Origin of the sequence: Salinicoccus cyprini, assembly GCF_007713705.1 — a bacterium.
In the GTDB taxonomy this organism is placed as follows: Bacteria; Bacillota; Bacilli; order Staphylococcales; family Salinicoccaceae; genus Salinicoccus; species Salinicoccus cyprini.
Genome location: NZ_VMSJ01000001.1, coordinates 116,523 through 137,110, shown reverse-complemented (window position 1 = coordinate 137,110; position 20,588 = coordinate 116,523). Strand labels below are relative to the sequence as shown.

Annotated in this window: 19 protein-coding genes; 10 read left to right on the top strand and 9 right to left on the bottom strand. The window is 51.6% G+C overall.

The annotated features are described in order from the left end of the window. Positions 1-5 precede the first annotated feature (5 nt). Together FO441_RS00680 and FO441_RS00675 are read left to right on the top strand one after the other, a co-directional pair. The gene (locus FO441_RS00680) at positions 6-1,202 is read left to right on the top strand and encodes an MFS transporter (protein WP_145284328.1); all 1,197 of its coding nucleotides are present in this window, start codon (positions 6-8) and stop codon (positions 1,200-1,202) included. Between the two features lie 84 nt (positions 1,203-1,286). After that, complete coding sequence (locus tag FO441_RS00675; protein ID WP_145284325.1) at positions 1,287-2,432, top strand: CapA family protein; 1,146 nt, start codon at positions 1,287-1,289, stop codon at positions 2,430-2,432. A gap of 738 nt (positions 2,433-3,170) precedes the next feature. On the opposite strand, the gene FO441_RS00670 is transcribed toward FO441_RS00675, so the two are convergent. Further along, positions 3,171-4,157 carry a nuclease-related domain-containing protein gene (locus FO441_RS00670; RefSeq protein WP_145284322.1) on the bottom strand — a complete coding sequence of 329 codons (987 nt, stop codon included), beginning with the start codon at positions 4,155-4,157 and terminating at the stop codon, positions 3,171-3,173. Between the two features lie 355 nt (positions 4,158-4,512). Here FO441_RS00670 and tatC (FO441_RS00665) point away from each other — a divergent pair, with 355 nt between their 5' ends. Next, the gene (tatC, locus tag FO441_RS00665) at positions 4,513-5,331 is read left to right on the top strand and encodes a twin-arginine translocase subunit TatC (RefSeq protein WP_145284320.1); all 819 of its coding nucleotides are present in this window, start codon (positions 4,513-4,515) and stop codon (positions 5,329-5,331) included. A gap of 71 nt (positions 5,332-5,402) precedes the next feature. Here the strand turns inward: tatC (FO441_RS00665) and galU are convergent, their stop codons facing one another. The 4 genes from galU to FO441_RS00645 form a co-directional block, all read right to left on the bottom strand. After that, complete coding sequence (gene galU / locus FO441_RS00660) at positions 5,403-6,287, bottom strand: UTP--glucose-1-phosphate uridylyltransferase GalU (protein WP_145284317.1); 885 nt, start codon at positions 6,285-6,287, stop codon at positions 5,403-5,405. A gap of 126 nt (positions 6,288-6,413) precedes the next feature. Next, positions 6,414-7,283, bottom strand: coding sequence for a twin-arginine translocase subunit TatC (gene tatC, locus FO441_RS00655; protein ID WP_246094963.1), 870 nt, complete (start codon positions 7,281-7,283; stop codon positions 6,414-6,416). A 9-nt stretch (positions 7,284-7,292) separates the two neighbouring features. After that, positions 7,293-9,023 carry a GMC family oxidoreductase gene (locus tag FO441_RS00650; protein WP_145284314.1) on the bottom strand — a complete coding sequence of 577 codons (1,731 nt, stop codon included), beginning with the start codon at positions 9,021-9,023 and terminating at the stop codon, positions 7,293-7,295. Beyond that, positions 9,023-9,814 carry a gluconate 2-dehydrogenase subunit 3 family protein gene (locus FO441_RS00645; protein ID WP_145284311.1) on the bottom strand — a complete coding sequence of 264 codons (792 nt, stop codon included), beginning with the start codon at positions 9,812-9,814 and terminating at the stop codon, positions 9,023-9,025. Before FO441_RS00645 ends, FO441_RS00650 begins: the two co-directional genes overlap by 1 nt. Positions 9,815-9,896: 82 nt before the next feature. Between FO441_RS00645 and FO441_RS00640 the strand changes: the two genes are divergently transcribed. Then, on the top strand, positions 9,897-10,301 hold the full coding sequence (locus FO441_RS00640; protein WP_145284308.1) for a hypothetical protein: 405 nt from the start codon (positions 9,897-9,899) through the stop codon (positions 10,299-10,301). A 108-nt stretch (positions 10,302-10,409) separates the two neighbouring features. Here the strand turns inward: FO441_RS00640 and FO441_RS00635 are convergent, their stop codons facing one another. Beyond that, positions 10,410-11,201: a M23 family metallopeptidase gene (locus FO441_RS00635; RefSeq protein WP_186365433.1), complete on the bottom strand. Its 792-nt coding sequence runs from the start codon at positions 11,199-11,201 to the stop codon at positions 10,410-10,412. 121 nt (positions 11,202-11,322) lie between these two features. Between FO441_RS00635 and FO441_RS00630 the strand changes: the two genes are divergently transcribed. From FO441_RS00630 to FO441_RS00620, 3 genes are read left to right on the top strand one after another with little or no spacing between them, the layout of a single operon-like run. Next, the gene (locus tag FO441_RS00630; RefSeq protein WP_145284302.1) at positions 11,323-11,946 is read left to right on the top strand and encodes a TetR/AcrR family transcriptional regulator; all 624 of its coding nucleotides are present in this window, start codon (positions 11,323-11,325) and stop codon (positions 11,944-11,946) included. Between the two features lie 2 nt (positions 11,947-11,948). Then, positions 11,949-12,839: an ABC transporter ATP-binding protein gene (locus tag FO441_RS00625; RefSeq protein WP_145284299.1), complete on the top strand. Its 891-nt coding sequence runs from the start codon at positions 11,949-11,951 to the stop codon at positions 12,837-12,839. Beyond that, positions 12,836-14,398 carry an ABC transporter permease gene (locus FO441_RS00620; protein ID WP_145284296.1) on the top strand — a complete coding sequence of 521 codons (1,563 nt, stop codon included), beginning with the start codon at positions 12,836-12,838 and terminating at the stop codon, positions 14,396-14,398. The genes FO441_RS00625 and FO441_RS00620 overlap by 4 nt, the downstream gene beginning before the upstream one ends. A gap of 89 nt (positions 14,399-14,487) precedes the next feature. Here FO441_RS00620 and FO441_RS00615 read toward each other — a convergent pair whose 3' ends face one another. Beyond that, positions 14,488-15,222: an MBL fold metallo-hydrolase gene (locus FO441_RS00615; protein ID WP_145284293.1), complete on the bottom strand. Its 735-nt coding sequence runs from the start codon at positions 15,220-15,222 to the stop codon at positions 14,488-14,490. Between the two features lie 121 nt (positions 15,223-15,343). After that, positions 15,344-16,444 carry an AI-2E family transporter gene (locus tag FO441_RS00610; RefSeq protein ID WP_145284290.1) on the bottom strand — a complete coding sequence of 367 codons (1,101 nt, stop codon included), beginning with the start codon at positions 16,442-16,444 and terminating at the stop codon, positions 15,344-15,346. Between the two features lie 155 nt (positions 16,445-16,599). Here FO441_RS00610 and FO441_RS00605 point away from each other — a divergent pair, with 155 nt between their 5' ends. The 3 genes from FO441_RS00605 (at position 16,600) to FO441_RS00595 (ending at position 19,528) form a co-directional block, all read left to right on the top strand. Next, complete coding sequence (locus FO441_RS00605) at positions 16,600-18,159, top strand: alanine/glycine:cation symporter family protein (RefSeq protein WP_145284287.1); 1,560 nt, start codon at positions 16,600-16,602, stop codon at positions 18,157-18,159. 66 nt (positions 18,160-18,225) lie between these two features. After that, positions 18,226-18,951, top strand: coding sequence for an alpha/beta hydrolase (locus FO441_RS00600; protein WP_145284284.1), 726 nt, complete (start codon positions 18,226-18,228; stop codon positions 18,949-18,951). A gap of 64 nt (positions 18,952-19,015) precedes the next feature. Continuing rightward, complete coding sequence (locus tag FO441_RS00595) at positions 19,016-19,528, top strand: YjcG family protein (RefSeq protein ID WP_145284282.1); 513 nt, start codon at positions 19,016-19,018, stop codon at positions 19,526-19,528. A gap of 111 nt (positions 19,529-19,639) precedes the next feature. Here the strand turns inward: FO441_RS00595 and fabI are convergent, their stop codons facing one another. Continuing rightward, on the bottom strand, positions 19,640-20,407 hold the full coding sequence (fabI, locus tag FO441_RS00590) for an enoyl-ACP reductase FabI (protein ID WP_145284279.1): 768 nt from the start codon (positions 20,405-20,407) through the stop codon (positions 19,640-19,642). Positions 20,408-20,588: the final 181 nt, after the last annotated feature.

Here is a 20,588-nt window from a genome sequence, read left to right as displayed (position 1 = left end):
ATAATATGACTACGAAAGACCATAAGAAAAGATTCTGGAAACTTGCTTTCATACTGTGCCTGACGGAAGTTGTGCGTGGCATGTTCATACTGAGCTACCTCCCTGCCCTGCCGACCATCGGCATCATATCAATCGGCCTCTCATCCATCGTCATTACGATGCACTATGTATTCGACGCGGTGACGAACATCTGGCTCGGCTTCATCATGCGCAAGATCGGTGCATGGTGGACGATGTTCCTGAGCTACCTTGTCGGCATCGGTGCCATGGTCGTCGTCATGTTCGACCAGAGCTTCTACGTGCTGCTCATCGCGGCCTGCCTGCTCGGCATCAGCGTCTGTCCGATATGGATCATCGCGCTGTCGAACGTGCAGGATGAGAACCGTGGCCGTGAGATGGGGCTCATCTTCTTCGCATGGCTGTGCGGACTCGGCTCCGGCATGGTCGTCATGAACTTCCTGATCGGCATATTCGATGCCCGGTCGGTGTACGCCATGGGTGCTGTCTTCCTGGTGAACTTCATCGTCTTCCTCATCATGCCGGGCGACTACAAGGTCGAGACGAAAACAGGAGAGGCGGACGGCCGCAAGAAGCGCAGGCTGCCGCTTGGGGAGACGTGGACCATCCTGCGCCAGCATATGAAGAACATGCCCGGCATCATGCTGCAGGGGCTTGGCGTCGGCATGCTGCTGCCGATCCTGCCGACATATATCACATCGCTGCTCGAACTCAACTATTTCGAGTACACTTTCTTCATCCTGCTCGTGTTCGGCATCGTCGCCTTCAGCATGACCGTGCTGAGCCGCGCGCTCGATCTGCATACCGAAGGCTTCACCCGCACCATCATCGTGGGCGGATTCCTCGTCTATGCCGTCGGCGTCATCTGGTTCAGCACACTTGAAACCGTCTGGCTGATCTTCATCATTGCGAGTCTGATCGGCCTGTCCTACGGCATCATGCTGCCAGCGTGGAATAAATTCCTCGCCGGTTCCATCGCCCGGAGCCAGAAGGAGGAATCATGGGGCGTCATCAGCTCCATCCAGGGCATCGGCGCCATGATCGGACCGATGCTCGGCGGCCTGACCGCCGACCTGTTCGGCACCGTCACCGCCACACTCATGACGAGCGGCATCATATTCCTGATCCTGTTCGCCTACTACGCCGTACTGTATATGATGGAAAGGCGGACTGCCAAGGGGTAGTTCCGTGCAAGGATGGCCTGGCAATCTGCCGACCATTCTTTTTTTGCCTGAAACCAGTATAATACATGTAAATGGGGTGATTAAATGATAAAAGTATTCATGCTTGTACTGCTCAGCTGGCCTTTCGGGGGAGGGGCTGATACTGCAGTCCATGAAGCATATTCAAAAGAAATTGAGCCGGTTGCGGGAGAAGTGATCAACCACGTCGTCAGTACACACTTTGAAAAGTCGTTCAGTTTTGCAGCCGCCGGTGATGTGCTGATCCATGACCATCTGTATGAGGATGTCGCAACGGAATCGGGCTATGATTTTATTTCGCGTGTCGATGAAGTGGCGCCCTACTTGCAGAATCAGGATCTGGTATTTCTGAACCAGGAGACGCCGATCGGCGGGGAAGAACTGCGATTGAGCGGCTATCCTGCCTTCAATGCACCGCTTGAGACGGCCGATCTGCTCGAGTACTTGAACGCCGATATCGTCTCGCTCGCCAACAATCATACGCTTGACCGGAGTACCCGTGGGGTCGAGAAGACGACGGAGATTCTGCAGGAGAAAGGCATCGAATATGTCGGTGCCAATGCCAGTGCGGAGGATGCCGCGCGGGAGCGAGTGGTTGAGGTCAATGGCGTCACTGTCGGCTTCCTCGCCTATACGTATGGCACGAACGGCATCCCCGTGCCCCAGGGCCAGGACTATCTGGTGAACTTCATCGACATGCCGACGATCGTGTCCGATATGGAAGCACTGCGTGACGAAGTCGATCTCCTCGTCGTCAGCATGCACCAGGGCGTCGAGTACGCCCCCTATCCACGGGAGGACCACGTCGTGCAGTTCGAGCAGATTGCGGAAGCCGGCGCCGATATCATTCTCGGCCACCATCCGCATGTTCTGCAGCCTGTCGATATATACGAGCGGGAAGATGGCGGTGAAACCGTCATCGCCTACTCCCTCGCCAACTTTTTCAGCGCCCAGCAGGATCTGGATACGAAGCTCGGCGGCATCATCGAGTTTGATATCAATCATCGTGCTGGTGGCGGTGGGACGACAGTCGAAGACGTCCGCTTCATGCCGACCTACGTCCACAGCAACGAATATACCGATTTCGAACTGGTGCCACTCGCCGATGCTGCGGCGTATGGGTTGGAGGACGCTGACGCTGTCTATTCCGATGTGCAGACGCATATGACATCCTATACTGATGAGCTGGAAGTCGTCGAATATCTGGATTAGGTGAAATAAAACACCGCAAAACCCGGGATTGCGTCGGGTCTTGCGGTGTTTTGGTTGGATGCGGGGCTAACTCGCCGGCGTGCCGCGTGCGCTGGTGAGTTAGCTCTCTAACTTGCCATGGCGACACCTGTGATGGTGAGTTGGCTCTCTAACTTGCCATGGCGACACCTGTGATGGTGAGTTGACTCTCTAACTTGCCATGGCGACACCTGCGCTGGTGAGTTGGGTGTCTAACTTGCCATGGCGGCACCTGCGCTGGTGAGTTGGGTGTCTAACTTGCCATGGCGGCATCTGCGATGGTGAGTTGGCTCTCTAACTTGCCATGGCGGCACACGCGATGGTGAATTGGTTCTCTAACTTGCCATGGCGGCACCCGTGATGGTGAGTTGGCTCTCTAACTCGCCATGGCGGCACACGCGATGGTGAGTTGGCTCTCTAATTTGCCATGGCGGCACACGCGATGGTGAGTTGGCTCTCTAATTTGCCATGGCGACACCTGCGATGGTGAGTTGGCTCTCTAACTTGCCATGGCGACACCTGCGATAGTGAGTTGGCTCTCTAACTTGCCATGGCGGCACACGCGATGGTGAGTTGGCTCTCTAACTTGCCATGGCGGCATCTGCGATGGTGAGTTGGCTCTCTAACTTGCCATGGCGGCACCCGCGATGGTGAGTTGGCTCCCTAACACGTCATGGCAAACTAACCGCCAATCAATCAAACCTCGCCTACCCACTCATCCTAATCCGCCAGAATCTGCTTATCTTTTTCATATTTGGAGGCATAGCCTTTCATTTTCAACAGCTCTCCCAAGTTCAACGTATCGATTGTATAGGCCGAGTGCTTTCCTCTCATTGCGAGTGTACAATATCTGTTCAGATACCGTTCCAGTCTGCGATCACTTACTGCGCCTCCAGTGATCCAGCGGATATTCTGTTTGGTGATGCTCTGTTCGGGAAATAAAGTTGCGAAATCTATGATGGCCTGCACTGCCTGATATTCAAAAGTCTCGGAATGGCCACACCGGACACACCGTGTCCGGAAGTGTTCCAGCTCAAGATCAAAAGAACTGCACCGGCCACAATAGAATCCTGCTTTGATGCGCTCCGCCTCCACTTCCGGCACTGTCATCGGGTCTTCGATCATGTACTCCCGGATGGCTGATGCCAATTCCGACGCATTCTGGCCGGAACGGCTGCGGGTGATATCACGCAAATAATGTTTGAGCAGCGACCGGTCGATGATATGCTTCCGCCCTTCCCCTGAACTGGTAGTGAGGTTGAAGTCGGAATTGACGAAAACCACTTTTTTCTCCACATCAAACTGCTGATTGTCCAGATACTTCAAGCGGACCAGCTTGCCGGCGGTCCGGTTGAGCTGGGCCAGCGGATCTTCGGAAATCTGAAAACTGTTGACCGACCAGGTACCGTCTTCATATTTGTACCGGCCAGTGTAATTCTTGATTTCATTGACGATCAGCTGGCCATCAGTCACAACCAGTGCATCGAGCTGCAGAATCGCGTTCTCGATCCTCATCCATATGCCACGGAATATCATCAGACTGGTATGGCCGATCTCCTCCCAGAGCCGGTCGTAGATTCGTTCGCCTTCCAGCCCCTGGCGCAGTATTTTCAGCCGATTCGCTTCTCCATCCCGCAACACGCATCTCTTCTCAATCACCTCATGAAACAGTAGTTCCTTCGATTCATGCCTTTCTGTCATGAACATGAAAACACCTCCTACCCTATATATGGTGAAAAATGGCCATTTTGATTTTTTATTTTTGAGCAGTTTTACACTATGGTAAAATAAAGCCACACCGGCTGCCCCGCAGTTTTACAAAAACTGTATTATTCCGGAAACTGAATTGCTCTTTTTCTGCTCATGAAAAAGCGCGGAGACGCTCATCGAAACGCCAGTTCCCCTTCCGACAAACCATAATATTCCTTGTATGATGGACTGTCTTGGTTTATTATATAATGATGTAAACAGGTAGACAGAAACAGTATTTTTCTCTGTCGGCACTATCCGAAACCAGCATCGATACGGCACTTATGTTTATAATGAATGATAGGTGATTGCCATGCCCCAAAATAAAAATCAAAATAAAGCACTCGTCAATAAAGCATCCAAAGAGAAAGCTGCCGAGCCGAAGCGCCATAAAGTGACCGTCGAAACGCCGGATGCCACGCTTGTCGAGCACCTGGAAGATCTTAGGGGGACACTGATCAAGTCGATCGTCTCATTCGTGTTCTTCTTCATGCTTATATTTGTGACAATCCAGTACTGGTTCCCCTACCTGTCGAAAGGACATGACCTGATCGTCCGGGGACCGTTCGAGGTCATCCGCTTCTACGTCCGGACGTCCGGGGCACTCGGCATCGGGCTCAGCCTGCCGTTCATCTGCTATTTCCTCTGGCAGTTCATGCGGCCGGGACTGGTGGATAAGGAAACACAGTTTCTGAAAGCCTACTTCCCGCTGATGTTCCTGCTGTTTCTCGGTGGGCTGTCGTTCGGCTACTTCGTCGTCCACCCGATCAGCTACTACTTCCTGATTCAGATGGGCGAACGCAACTTCGATGTGCTCGTCACTGCGGATGAATACATGTCGTTCCTGCTGCTGTCGACCATGCCATTCGGCCTGATCTTCCAGTTGCCGGTCGTCGTACTGTTCCTCCATCATATAGAACTGCTCGATTCCGTACTGATGCGCAAGGTCAGAAAATATGTCTATTTCGCACTGTTTGTCATTACTGCCCTGATTGCACCACCCGACTTCTTCACCCATATCATCACCGTTTCACCGATGATCATACTGTATGAGATCAGCATCTACCTCGTCATGATCAAAGAGCGGCGGGCGAAAAGAAAAGCGAAGGCTGCAGCACAGACAACAGAATAAAAATAAAGCGATATGACCGTCCTTGGGTCCACAAGAACCAGGCGTCATATCGCTTTTTATTTTGTCACAGATCATCTGCCGTTCTTTTTTAATGTCTCTTCCATGAAATCGAGCAGCGTCTCTCTCATATGAGATTTGAGGGCGTACTCAATGGTCGTCTTGACGAAGCCGGTCTTGTCACCGACGTCATGGCGGCGGCCTTCGAAATCGACCGCATGGACATCCCCGCCGGAGTGGATGATTGCATGGATCGCGTCGGTCAGCTGGATTTCCCCGCCGGCACCGATCCTGCCCGCTTCGAGGTGCTTGAACACTTCAGGTGTCAGAACGTAGCGTCCCATGATGGCAAGCGTCGAATCCGTGACTCCTGGTTCGGGCTTTTCATACATGTTGGACAGATGGTAGAGATTGCCTTTCTGGTCATCGAATTCCACAATACCATAGCGCGAAGTCTGCGCCTTCGGCACCTGTTTGACACCGATGATCGGACTATGGCACTGGTCATACTGCTCCATCAGCTGGCCGATTGCAGGCGTACCCTCCCCATTATCGACAATGTCATCTCCAAGCAGCACAGCGAATGGCTCATCACCGATGAACTGTCTGGCAGTATGGATCGCGTGTCCGAGTCCTTTCGGGGATTTCTGTCTGACGTAGAATATATTGGCCAGCCCTGTTGCATGCTCGACTTTCTCGAGCAGTTCGTATTTTTCCTTGCTCTTCAAGTTCATTTCCAGTTCGATCTGGTGGTCGAAGTGGTCCTCTATCGCCCGCTTATGCTTGCCGGTCACGATGATGATATCCTCGATGCCCGCCGCCACCGCTTCCTCTACAATATACTGGATGGTCGGCTTGTCCATGATCGGCAGCATCTCTTTCGGCATCGCCTTTGTCGCAGGCAGGAATCGCGTTCCGAGCCCGGCGGCCGGTATGACTGCTTTTCTTACTTTCTGCATATCTCGATCTCCTTTTCCATAACATCTACTATACTATAACAAAAATATCCATTTATATGGATTCTTTATGCCATTTCGTTCTGGCAGCTGCCAGCATATAAAAATAGAGGGCACGAGGCCCTCCAATCATGCTGTTCTTGATTTTTCCTTCTCGGCAGTCCGCTTCTCCTTGCGTCTGACAAGAATGATGCTCAATTCGTACAGTCCAATCATCGGGAGCAGCGTGATGATATGGGTGAAGAAATCAGGCGGTGCAATGATGGCAGTGATGACAAGCAGCCCGAAATAGGCAAACTTTCTGAATTTAACCATGATTTCGGAATCGAGCAGCTCTATATGGTTCAGGAACAGTACGACAATCGGCAGCTGGAAAATCAGACCAAACGGTATCGTTGTGACGAGCAGGAACGACATGTATTCATCTGCTGTGACGAGCACATCGAAGTTGCGCTCTCCCATCTCAATCAGGAAAAAGTAGCTGAACGGATGGACGACGAAGTAGCCGAAGGACAGTCCTATCAAGAAAAGTCCGAGCATCACTGGCAGTGATCCGCGCAGAAACTGGGTCTGCTTGTCGACGAGGCCTGCTCTGACATACTGCCAGAGGTACCAGCAGATGAACGGTGTACTCAGTCCGAGACTCATTGCTGCCGAAGTACGGATATAGAACCGGATGACTTCGAATGGTCCGAAGACGACGATGTCCGCTCCCATTGAAACAACCGGGAACCACCACCGCACTGTAGTGAATATGATCAGAAACCACAGTACGAAGGTCACAGCCGATTTGATCAGCAGGCTGCGCAGGCTCTCAAGCTGCTCGACCAGCGGCTCGAATGGATCGTCTTCCGGCTGGTCTGGCTTCTGACTTTCCGGCCTGATGACCGTTTTCTTTATTTTCTGATGACCATGAGACACTTCATTTTCGTCCATTTCCACTTTGTTCTCATAATCTTTATTTCCAGAGCTGCTGCCCGTGTCTTCCCTGTGAACCATCTAGATCACCTATTCTTCTTCGAGACGTCCGCCTTCCTCGGCGAACCGGATTACACCTTCTGCGCAGCGGTATGCCAAAGCACCTACTGTTGCGGTTGGGTTATATCCACTATTATGTGCGAAACTTCCGGCACCGACAACAAAAAGATTGTCGCGGTCCCAGTGCTGAAGATAAGTGTTCGTGACACTTGTTTCCGGATCATCTCCCATCACCGTGCCGCCGGTGTTGTGGGTAGACTGGTATGGTGTAATATCATAGTCTGTGCTTGCGGCATCAAGAACGACGTCGTTGGCGCCCATCTCTTCCATGACCTCGCCTGCTTTTTCAGTAACATACTTCTGGACCGCCAGATCCTGATCCGTGAAATTGAATGTCAGCTTCACGAGCGGAACACCATAGACATCGTTGTATGTCTCATCGAGATCGAGGTAGTTATCACGGTGTGGAAGTATCGCACACTGGCCTTGTACGCGCAATGTTCGAGTATAGCTTTCGATGGATTCTTTTTTGAACTCACTGCCCCATGATGGCGTGTCCGGTTTCGTCCGGTTTGTCGCAATCGGACGGTTGCCGGTCTGCGTGATGGCCATATTCCCGCCGTGTAGAAAATCAAGGTCGGAGTGATCGAAGTTGTCTCCATTGAAGTCATCAAATGCCATGCCGAGTGCACCGGCACCCATGAATGTGTTGAACTGTTCGTCAAAGTAGCCCGTTGCGCCACCGAAGATCTGGTAGCAGTAGTTGCGGCCGAGTGTACCCTCTTCCGTTTCCGGATCATACTGCTGACCGATATCGGAGACCCTGAGGAGCTTGTAGTTGTTGAAGACATAGCTTGTCAGTACGACGACGTCCGCCGGCTGGATGAATTCCTCTCCGGTTCTGACGTCAACGTATCTTACACCGGTAACGCGGGAATCATCGTCTTCATCCTTCAGTACTTCCACCACGTTTGCGTGTGTACGCACCTCATAGTTGCCGGTTTTCCTTGCAGTCGGAATGACCGTGACTTCAGGAGATGATTTCGCTCCATATTCACAACCGAAACGTTCGCAGAATGCACAGTATTGGCATGCAGCAATCGATTCTCCGTCCGGATTCTCATACTGCTCACTCAAGTTTGCAGAAGGCATCATGATCGGACTGTAGCCCAAATTGGTTGAAGCTTCCTCGAACATCTGCAGTGTGCGGGTTTTTATCATTGGTGGTGTCGGATAGGCATCCGAGCGTTCACCGGCCATTGGATTGTCCTCTCCGGAAATACCGGCAGTCTTCTCGAACTGGTCGAAGTATGGCTCAAGCTCATCGTATGTAATTCCCCAGTCCTGAAGCCTGTATCCTTCGTCCTCTCTCAGCTTTTCGCTGCCATAACGCTCTTCCGTCATCGAACGGATTTCAAAATCGTAGGGCAGGAAGCGCCATGTCTGACCGTTCCAGTGTGTGCCTGCACCACCAAGATTCTCGCCAAGCAGGAAAGAGCCCAGCTGGCGCATCGGTAATGCACGCTGCTCCCTGTTGTTCCTGAACGTCAGCGTTTCTTTTGAGACATCCTGCATCAGCTCATAGCGGATGGCATACTTGTATTCATCGTGGATATTCTGATAATCCTCCGTACCGCGTTCTCTTCCTCTTTCAAGACCAACTACGCTAAGACCTGCTTTTGCCGCTTCTGCTGCGATGATGCCGCCTGTCCAGCCGACGCCTATGGTCACTACATCTACTTTATCCAGTTCTGTCGCCATTAGTGATTCCCTCCAAACAATGGTTGTGGTTCGATTTCCGTAAAGCTGTCAGTATCGATTTCCTGGATGTATGCATGCTGGTGGCCTGGGAAGTTTTTCATCTTCCAGCCTTCCATATTATGATTGCCCCGGTAGAGTGGGTCGGCATATACACCTTCGATGGTTGCAGAGCGCAGCAGTCTGAAGAAATCCTGCGGTTTTGCTGTAGCCGCTGGCACACCCATGTCCGCTTCACCTTCCTGGAAGCGTGTCAGTATCTCATCCATCTGCCCCCCATCCAGATTGCGGAAGTCGTCGTCGAACATTTCATTGGCTTCGGTATCAAGCCGCTCGATGCCGAGCCTGAACAGTTCCGAACGGATCAGCCTTGACTGGTAGCCCTGAGTCGCCTCTCCTTCGTAGAACGGTCCCTGCATATACTCCCGTGTATTGTTGCCGTATTCACCTGCAAGCTGCATATCGAGGAAGAAAGGTGCACCGAGCGCAATGGCGCCAGGTCCCATGTCATCTTCCGGATAGATTCTTTCCATGGCCTGTGAAATCGTGTCGAAGGTCGTATCATTATGGAAGAACATCCTGCCTGGATTGTAGCTCCCTGAATTGCCGCCACCTTCTGCGCCCTGCTCTGCGCTCTGCTGGCCTGTATCCGCCTCTTCAGTCGGTGAATCGAGCCTGAAGCCGACAAGACCGCCGAGCATGGAACCGCCTATGATGCCTCCAGTCGCCACACCTGTGGTCTTGAGGAAGTCACGGCGTGAGAACTGCTTTTCTTTATTGGTTTTATCTGCCATTTATAAACACCCCTTTGATTTAAATGTCTTTTCAATATATAATGATATCAGAATACTCATAGATAGTGAAGGGGAGAAAATAATGGGTTTTTTTAAATATCTGACGTGGGATAATGCACATATGGATCTGCGCTACGAGCAGGATCCATACGACGGTCATATGAATATAACCAACGTCTACCAGGATTCACGCAAAGTGGATATGACAAGAATCAATGATGAATACTCGGGAACCATACGCGATGCACAGCGTGTCATCAATGCCAACCGCATCGGCATGCTGATCATCTATCTTGCACTTGTATTCCTTCCTGCACTGATCATCAGTGTAATGCAGGAAAACATTCTTCTTCTTGGTGTCATCATCATCTACACCATCCTGGCCTACTTCGTCGTCGAAGCAGTCAACCAGGTGAAAATCAATCAGGTACTCCATAAGCTTGATCAGGACCTGAAAGCATCATCTCATTCGATCAGACAGGGCTGATAATCTTTTGTGAAAGCAACATTTTCAAACATCAATAGCCAAAATCGCAAAAACCGGATGCGCCGTCCTTCTTCTTAAAGAAGTCAGATGGCCCATCCGGTTTTATTTTTATTTTTCCTTTCCTCTCGACGTATCCAGGTTGCTTACCCTTCCCCACAGATCACCGGTCTGGTCGGCCATACGAAAGTTGATGCCTGTACGTCTCTTTCCGATGGCGATGCACTTCAGTTCATTTCTTATCATGATGCGGATCCACCATAGCCCCTCATTGACGAAAAGCTTGTCGAAGCGGACCTTTGCGCCTTTCGGCAGGATGCCATCCGTTGCTGAATGCGCTGATGGATGATGCCTTATGCGGATGCGGCTGTCCGTTTTGAACTGGCCATGCCACAGCCATGCATCGTCGTAGGATTCGCCTCCCACGTCTATCTGGAGTGGATCGATGCCGCTGCATACAAATGCACGTTCATTCGGGATGTAGCCGTATTTCTGGAACTGGATGTGCAGATGGCTTGCCATCCTTACATTGTCGTAGTTTGTGTAGGACTGCAGACCGACGGTGTCGCCCTGTTTGATGGACTGGCCGATGCGGACTTTCAGATTGCGTGCGAGATGCCCGTAGATCACCTGGATGCCGAGTGCTTTATTTGCCACGACGACAGTCCCGCCGAAGTTGCCATATCGGCTGGTGCCCGCAACCACCTCCCCGTTGCATACTGCCGGGACTGGTGCCAGATGCGCCTTGGCAAGATCATATGCCCGGTGGTAGCCGCCGCAGTATGTGTCATAGTTATAGCCGTCGACCGTGTAGTCGCGCTTCCCCCATACGCCGCTTTCGTACTTTGCCGGGTCCGATGTGACGCGAAACCCCTGCCTCTTCAGATACTCGATTGGATTCATGAATGCCCTCCTTACTGTGATACTCCATATATCGAAAATATTGTGTAAAAAGTTATTGACCAGTATGGTCAATAGGCATACAATTAAGTTGACCAGAGTGGTCAAAGTAAAGGGGGCGACCATGAAAAAACCATTCAAGAAGCTCGATGACAGTCAGCAGTACCATATTCTGACCACCGCCATGGCAGAGTTCTCGGCGCACGGCTACAAAAATGCTTCGACCAATCGCATCGTCGGCGCTGCCGGCATCAGCAAAGGGCTGCTCTACTACTATTTCGAAAATAAAGAAACGCTCTATCTGAGTACCGCCGAGTTCGCCTACGATCATTTTACAACGCATCTGCTTTCCCGGTTCACGACAGAAGCGGAAGGTTTCATCGAACGGCTGGCCAGACTATCAAAGCTCAAACATCTCTATTTTACCCAGCATCCGGAAATTGCCCGGTTCGTCACGCATATGTACTATGCTGAAGGGCTCCTTGAGCGCTACCAGTCAAAAATGCAGACTTTGCGCGAGTGGAGCATGAAGTCGATGTATGAAAACGTCGATATGACGCTGTTCCGTACGGATATCGACCGGGAGATGGCAATGAAGATGATCGGCTGGACGTTCGAAGGCTATATCAAAGAGATGGAGCAGTACTTCGAGGCGGAAGGCATCGACTTCGACCAGGTCGATACCTACTTCGAGCAGTTCGACGGCTATCTCGATACAATGCGGAAGCTCTATTACAAGGAGGTATGACAATGACAGTTCTTGAACTGAAAGATTTGACGAAAACGTTTGGAAAGACAGTCGCAGCAAAGGATGTTTCATTCAAGCTCGAGGCAGGCGAGGTCTTCGGTTTCATCGGTCCGAACGGGGCAGGCAAGTCCACTACCCTGCGCATGATCATCGGGGCGCTGACGCCGGATTCTGGAGATATTCTGATGGATGGGCAGACTGTTGCCGGCAATCGCCACTACAGGCAGAACATCGCCTATGTTCCAGGGGATGTGAACTTGTGGGGCAATCTGACGGGCGAGGAGGTCATACGCTTCTTCATGAAAGTGAGAGGCTATACCGATACTGCGAAGAAGGACCACCTGATTGCACAATTCCGTCTGGATTCAAAGAAAAAATGCAGGACATACTCCAAAGGGAACCGCCAGAAGGTCGCCCTGATCTGCGCCTTCCTGTCGGACGCCCGCCTGCTCATCTTCGACGAGCCGACTTCCGGTCTCGACCCGCTGATGGAGCGCATTTTCCATGAACAGCTTGCAGCAGCGAAAGCGGAGGGACGCAGCATACTGCTGTCGAGCCATATATTATCGGAAGTGGAAAAACTCGCCGATCGCATCGCCATCATCCGTGAAGGCAGAATCATCGAGACCGGACGGCTTGAAACGCTGCGCCACATCACCCGCACCGAGTATGTCGTGAAATCTGGACAGAACCTTGCTGAAATGCAGAAGCTGCCATACGTCCATGATTATGAGGAAGCAGATGATGGCACGCATATGCGTGTCGACAATGATTCCGTCGGTGATTTCCTCCAGGCGGTCGCACGCTATCAGCCGCACCACCTGGAAACACTGCCGCCAAGGCTTGAAGATATATTCATGCGCTACTATGAAGATGGACGCGTGTCACCATGAACGCCTTCATCGGTCTGATACTGAAAGATTTATGGCTGCGCATCCTGCTGTGGATTGCCGGCATCAGTGCGCTCACCCTGATCGTCCCCTTCGCATTCGAGGGATTGTACAGCAGTGAACAGGAACGGGAAGTGCTCCGGCAGACACTCGACAACCCGGCACTCATCGCCATGATCGGCCCCGTACCGGAAGGCGCCTATACGATTGCTGTCATGTTCAGCCATGAAATGCTCGTCTTCATGGCAATCATCCACGGTCTTTTCGGCATCATGATCGCCAATGCCATCAGCCGTAGAATGGAGGACCAGGGCCTGATTGAATACGTCAACAGTGCCGGCATCACGAGAGGGGCCATATTCATGACACAGCTTTTGATCGGCGCCGGCATGAACGTACTGCTCGGCCTGGTGATCTTTCTCGGCACATACTTGTCGTCGGACGACTCGTTTACACTTGCCGGATGCACACTCTATGCTGTGGGCACCAGTTTGTTCGGCCTGATGTTCTATACGCTGACACTCGTGTTTGCCCAGCTCCTCGGCAGTTCGGAATGGACATTCGGCATGGCGCTCACCATTCTGCTGCTGCTTTATCTGTACCGTGCCATCACTGACGTGGCACGGCCCGAGCTGTCTGTCATATCGCCCTACAACTGGCTGACACGGCTCGAGTCATTCGCCTCCAATGAAGTATTGTGGCTGCTGCCATTTCTGCTGATCGCCGTTTTCACCGGGCTCGCCTGGGCTTTATTTTCCAGAAGGGACCTCGGGGATGCATATTTCAGCATGGAGAGGAATAAAAAACCGCGGACCATCGGTTCATACCCCCGGCTGATGACCGGCAGCATGAAGGTGCTCGTGGCGAGCTGGCTCGTCGGCATGGCGCTGATCGGTGCATCATATGGTTCGATTTTCGGGGATCTCGATGCGTTCATCAATGAAAATGCATTTCTTGCCAACAGCATGGCCGCGACCGGGGAAGATCCGATCGGCCAGTTCATCAGCGTGCTCATCATGATCACCTCTGTCATCGGTGTGATTCCGGCCCTCATGGTTTCAGGCCGCATACTGCGCGAAGAGAAGCACGGCCGGCTCGAATGGCTGGAGAGCGCCGGAATGCGCCGGACGGTCATGCTGCCGAGCCACGGTCTGTATGCAGTGATCGTCGGAATAGCCGGTGTGCTCATTGCGCTGCTCAGCATGTACGGCGCGAGCATGACGGTCCGAGGCATCGATATGACGGCCGGCGACTACGTCATTGCTGCAATCAACTACAGTGCCGGCATCATCGCATTCGTTGGACTGTCGGTGCTGCTGATCGGGCTTCGTGCAAAGCTGCATTTCATCGTCTGGTTCTACCTGCTCTTCACATTTTTCGTCAACTATCTCGGACTGATCATCGGGCTTGGCGATGAATGGCTGCTGGCGACGCCGTTCCACCATCTTGCGGCACTGCCGGTTGAAGAAATGGCCTGGACACCATGGTTCATCATTGTCGGACTCGGAATCTTGATGATGGGTGCCGGTGTGATGCTGTTCAGGCGAAGGGATGTGGGATGAGTGCTCGGGCGTCAGCCGATCCTCCAGCCGACCCACACAAAAATAGACAAGAGTCCGAACCTCGATCAACGGGGTCGGACTCTTGTTTTCTAGATTTCGATCTTCATTCCGGCTTCAGCCAGCCTGACTACATTCGTCGGATGCTGTTTGGCACTGTCGAGCAGCACTTCGAGTTCTCCGTGATGGGGCAGGTTGGCAAGGAGGGTCATCTGGACATCGGATTTCGATGCGAGCCGGCCGGCCTGCTCGGCGTTCATATGACCATCCACCTTGCCGTCGAATCCTTCGTAGAGTTTGCAGTCGATGATGAGCAGATCTGCACCGAATGCAAACCGCACAAGGCTGCTGCGGTAGCTTGAGTCGGATGTATGAACGAATACACTCCCCTCGTTATCGGTGACTCGCATGGCATATGTTTCGACTGGATGTTCGTTGCGGTGGAATTCAATCTGGAAGGGCCCGACGGTGTAGTGCTTCTGAGCGCGGATCGGCATGAAGGTGCTGTACTTCGCCCGGCGGATAGTCTTGACGATGGTGCCGCTTTCCGGGCCGTAGATCTTGAGATTCCGGTCGACACGTTTCAGCTGCCTGGCCATCTTTCTGGCCAGCATGAATGCCTCGATATCCCCTGCGTGATCATGATGATAGTGGGAGAGGAAGATATGATCGATGTCGTGGATACTGGTGTATTTCTGTACATTTGCAGCCACACCACTGCCTGCATCGAGCAGGATCGAAACTCCGTCTTTCTGGACCAGGTAGCCGGACGTCGGCTCCAGCCCCTTCGGAAAACTGTTCCACATTCCTATAATGATGACTTTCATGGCATCATCCCCTATAATCTTCTATTCATACTCATACCCTTTTTTCATGCACTGCAAGCAATGCCGTCCTTCGCCCCACCCTTATACTACAAAAAAAAGCGGGGTTGCCCCCGCTTTCTGTCTACTGTGGTGGTCCACCTTCACCTGTGGTGGTGAACATTGTTTCCTTGAGGTTGCTGCGGTATCTCCACATATTCTGGATGATCGTCTTGACGACCGCATACGTCGGTATCGCAATCAGCATGCCGATGAATCCAGCTATGTTTCCTGCCGCGAGTACTACAGTGATGACTGTCAACGGGTGCAGCTTGAGCGTCTGTCCCATGACGTTCGGTGTAATCAGATTGCTTTCGATCTGCTGGGCAATCAGCGTGATGAGTGAAACCCAGACCAGCAGGAACGGATCCTGGATGACTGCAAGCAGTGCTGCAGGCAGGAAAGCAATCCATGGACCGATGAACGGAATCAGGTTCATGAACAGTGCAAATATTGCCAGCAATAATGCATAATCCAGTCCAACAATCACATAGCCGATGTACAGGATGATGCAGAGGATGAAGCTGACAAGCATCTGTCCCTGTATGAACGCGCGCAGTGTATGATCGATATCATAGAACAGTTCGGTCAGAAACTGCTTCAAGGTGCCCCTGAATGGAGAGACCATGGAAGGAATGAGCTTCTCGTGGTCCTTCAGCATGAAGAAGAAGAAGAATGGCACCAGGACCAGTGTGATCAGTACGCTCACTGTACTTGTCAGAATCGTAAACGCATTGCTCGCCAGATTGGAGAGCATCTGCGATCCACGATTCAGCGCATCCTGGATGTACTGCTCCGGATTGATCGGCAGGCGATCCCTATACGACAGGATCATATTGAAGACGTCCTGTATTTCATTCTGAATCAATGGCGCACGGGAAATGAGATTCTGCACCTGTTCTGTGACCATCGGCACGATGATCATGGAAAGCATCGTCAGAACGAGCAGGATGATGACGAATACTGCCAGAATGCTGGTCAACCTGCCAGCCTTTCTCTTTTCAAGAAAGCGTTGTATCGGTTCGGTAATATAATACAGCAGCCCACCAAGGAGAAGAGGCACGAAAATTGTCGCCACGATTGTGAAGACCGGCTCGAAAATGACCTGCACCCGAATGACGAGCATGATGATCAGCAGGGTGATGATGATTGCAATACCGGTTTGGAACCAGACTTTTTTTGTCATATTCAACTGCTCCTCCATTGACATTTTTAAAAGGTGTATACAGTGTATCATAAAAATACATGGCGCATTAAATATATATGGACAAATGCGTGAACTAACAGTATCATAAATATTGTCAGAATCTTCAATACAAAGGGGAAAAGGGGAAAATAACTATGCAATCAATTGTAGACTTTCTGAATGGACTGGTGTGGAGTTCGCCTCTCGTGTACGGCCTGCTCGCCGTCGGACTTTATTTCAGTCTGAGAATGCGCTTCTTCCAGATCAGACACTTCAAGGAAATGATCCGCCTGATGTTCCAGGGGGAAAAATCACCAGTCGGCATCTCGAGTTTCCAGGCACTTGCCGTATCACTGTCCGGCCGTGTCGGTACAGGTAACATCGTCGGTGTTGCGACCGCCATCTTCATCGGCGGACCGGGCGCCATCTTCTGGATGTGGCTGATCGCCTTCCTCGGTGCAGGCAGCGCCTTCATCGAGTCGACACTTGCACAGATCTATAAGCAGAATGAAGATAAGCAGTACCGTGGTGGTCCAGCCTACTACATAGAAAAAGGAATCGGCGGCGGTATAGGCAAAGCATATGCCATCGTCTTCGCACTTGTCACGATTCTTGCGACCGGATTCCTGCTTCCAGGCATCCAGTCCAATTCCATTGCTGGATCAATGACCAATTCTTTCCCGGTAGAGCACTGGGTCATCGGTATCGCGCTTGTCGTACTCGTCGGCCTTGTCATCTTCGGGGGAATCCGTTCCATCGCAAACGTTGCCTCAGCGGTCGTGCCGTTCATGGCGCTCGTCTATATCGCGGTCGCAATCATCGTCGTCCTCATAAATATACAGGAAGTGCCTGCAATGTTCGGGCTCATCTTCCGCAGTGCATTCGGTCTTGAGCAGCAGTTCGGCGGCATCGTCGGTGCCATGATCGCAATCGGTGTCCAGCGCGGCATCTACTCGAACGAAGCCGGTCAAGGTACAGGACCGCACGCAGCCGGTGCTGCAGAAGTATCCCACCCTGCAAAGCAGGGACTCGTCCAGGCGTTCTCGGTCTATGTCGATACGCTGTTCGTATGTACAGCCACAGCACTGATGATTCTGATGACCGGCATGTACAACGTGTCGGACGGCAATGACGGCCTTATCGTCGACAGCGGTGTCCACCAGGTATCACCGGATGGTGAGGAGAACTACGGCGGTACAGTCGCCTATACCCAGGCAGGTCTTGATAAAGCATTCAGCGGACAGGAGACATTCGACATCAACTTTGTCGGCTTCGGTTCCTACTTCATCTCGTTTGCACTGCTGTTCTTCTGCTATACGACAATACTCGCCTACTACTATATTGCAGAGACGAACCTTGTCTATCTGACACACGGCCGCTGGCCTATTCTGAAGATCCTGCTTGGTGTCCTTCTGGTTGCCTCCGTGTTCTACGGCACAGTCAGCTCTGCCGGGCTGGCATGGGATATGGGTGACCTCGGGGTCGGGCTGATGGCGTGGCTGAACGTCATCGCCATACTGATCCTGCAGAAGCCGGCACTCGCAGCCCTCAGGGATTTCGAGCGCCAGAAGAAGGAGAAAGGTTCCGGCAAGTACGCAATCTATTCACCGGACGCGTCGACAGTCAAGGAAGCGGATTTCTGGCATCATGACTATCCACAGCGTCTCAAAGAAGAGAAGGAATACAATCCAGATGTCAGAAAGCTCGACCGCTGATATACAATGAATTAATGTTTCGAAGATGCCCCCTTATTGGTAAACTAGCCATAAGGGGGTTATTTTATGGAAATGGAACCAGGAAAGATCCACACTATCGATTTCGAATCGGAAACACTCGGAGAGACTTATGAAATCCAGTATTATCTGCCGAAGAACTTTTCAGACCTATACAAGCACGAGGTGATCATTACGTTCGACTCGCAGGATTTCTTCAGATATGGCCAGATAGAAAGGGCGTATGAGAAGCTTAGGAAAAATGAAGAGATCGAACGTGCCATCATCGTCGGCGTACCCTATCCAAGTGTAGAATGGCGCAATGACTACTTCAGCCCGAATGGGGACCGCCATGATGATTTCGTGACCTTTGTGGCGAGGGAGCTGATCAGCTGGATTGATGCCACATTCCCGACGCTCAAAGTCGGCACATCACGTACACTGATGGGAGATTCGCTGGCTGGCAGCTTCGCCTTTTCAGTCGCAGCCACCTATCCGGCGACATTCTCACAGGCGCTGGCTTTCAGCCCATTCGTCGATGATGCGTTCATCGGGCGCTTCCAGTCGCAGATGTCACTGATGCACCTCGACCTCTATCACACAATCGGGCTTGAAGAGGATGATTTCATCACCATCTCCAAGGAACAGGCCGATTTCCTGACACCAAACCGCAAACTGAACGACTATCTATCATCTGAACCGCTCGAATATACGTACCGCGAGCTTGAAGGCGGACACGTATGGAAGTCATGGAAACCTGAGCTCGAACCTGCACTGAAACATTTTCTCGGGTGACTACTATGCTAACTAGTAAGAAATTTGCTATAATTGAGAATATAATCGATAGGGAGGAATCACGATGAAGTTCGGAGTAGCAATGTTTCCGTCCAAAGAACTGCAAGACAAAGTAAATCAATACAGAAAAAGATACGATACACATTATGCTCTCATTCCCCCACATATTACGATCAAAGAGGGTTTTGAAGCAGACGAGTCGGAGAAGGAAGAGATTGCAAAATACTTGAGCGAAGTTGCGAAACAGCAGCAGCCGACCGAGATCGAAATCAAGAAAGTCTCCAGCTTCTCACCGAACTCTCTCGTCATCTATTTCAAAGTGGAAAAGAATGAGTCACTCGAGTCACTCCATGATGCATTGAACAAAGGTGACTTCTACGGTGAGAATAAACACCCGTTCGTGCCGCACCTGACCATCGCCCAGGGACAGACGACCCAGGAATACGAAGATATTTTCGGGCACTTGAGCATGATCGGCATCCAGCACAAGGAGACGCTGGATAAGATCAGCCTGCTCTATCAGCTGGAGAACGGTGTGTGGCAAGTCTACGAAACATACCGGCTCGGCGAAGGCTAGACCATATCCATATATGAACCTGTACCGTCAAGCAGACGTGTACGGGTTCTTTCATGTCCATTTTCAGACAAAAAAATGCAAAGCCCGCATTCGGACTTTGCATTCTGATATCTAGGCCATGATGTGGTAGCCGGAATCGACGTGGAGCACTTCACCTGTGATGCCGCTTGAGAAGCCGCTCAGCAGGAAGGCAACCGTGTTGCCCACTTCAAGCTGGTCGACGTTGCGCTTTAATGGCGCACGCTCTTCGATTTCCTTCAGGATCGACTTGAAATCGCCGACTGCTGAAGAGCTGAGTGTACGGATCGGACCGGCAGATACTGCGTTGACACGGATGCCGGACGCGCCGAGGTCCAGTGCCAGATAGCGTACGCTGGATTCAAGTGCTGCTTTCGCGACACCCATGACGTTGTAGTTCGGCATTGCGCGCTCGCCGCCGAGGTAGGTCATTGTCACGATGCTGCCGCCTTCATTCATGATCGTCTTGGCATGCCTTGAAACAACCGCCAGTGAGTATGCACTGATATCGAGGGCATTCTTGAAGCCTTCTCTCGTTGTTTCGCTATAGCCACCCTGTAGTTCATCCTTGCCGGCGAATGCAATTGCATGCAGCACGCCATCGATGCCGCCTGTCTTTTCACCGATTTCCTTGAATGAAGCTTCAACCTGCGCATCATTCGTCACATCGCATTCGACGATGATATCGTGGTTGCCCTCAAGTTCTCCGAGGAGTTTATCCAGCTCACGTCTGAAACGCTCGTTCAGAATCGTAAACACCAGTTTTGCACCCAGCTGATCGAGTGCGCGTGCTGCGCCCCAAGCGATACTGCGCTTGTTGGCAACACCCATGATGACAAAAGTTTTACCTTCGAGATTCATAAGTATATACTCCCTTTTCAACTCATTGCGTGCCCCAATGTGCACTGACAATTATAATTTGTTATTAGTACCTACTCCTAATCTACATTTTTTCAAATTGAAATGCAACAAAAAAGATATTTCCGCCGGACATTCATATATTGAAAAAGCGTGTGTCCCCAGACGGGACACACGCCATCGA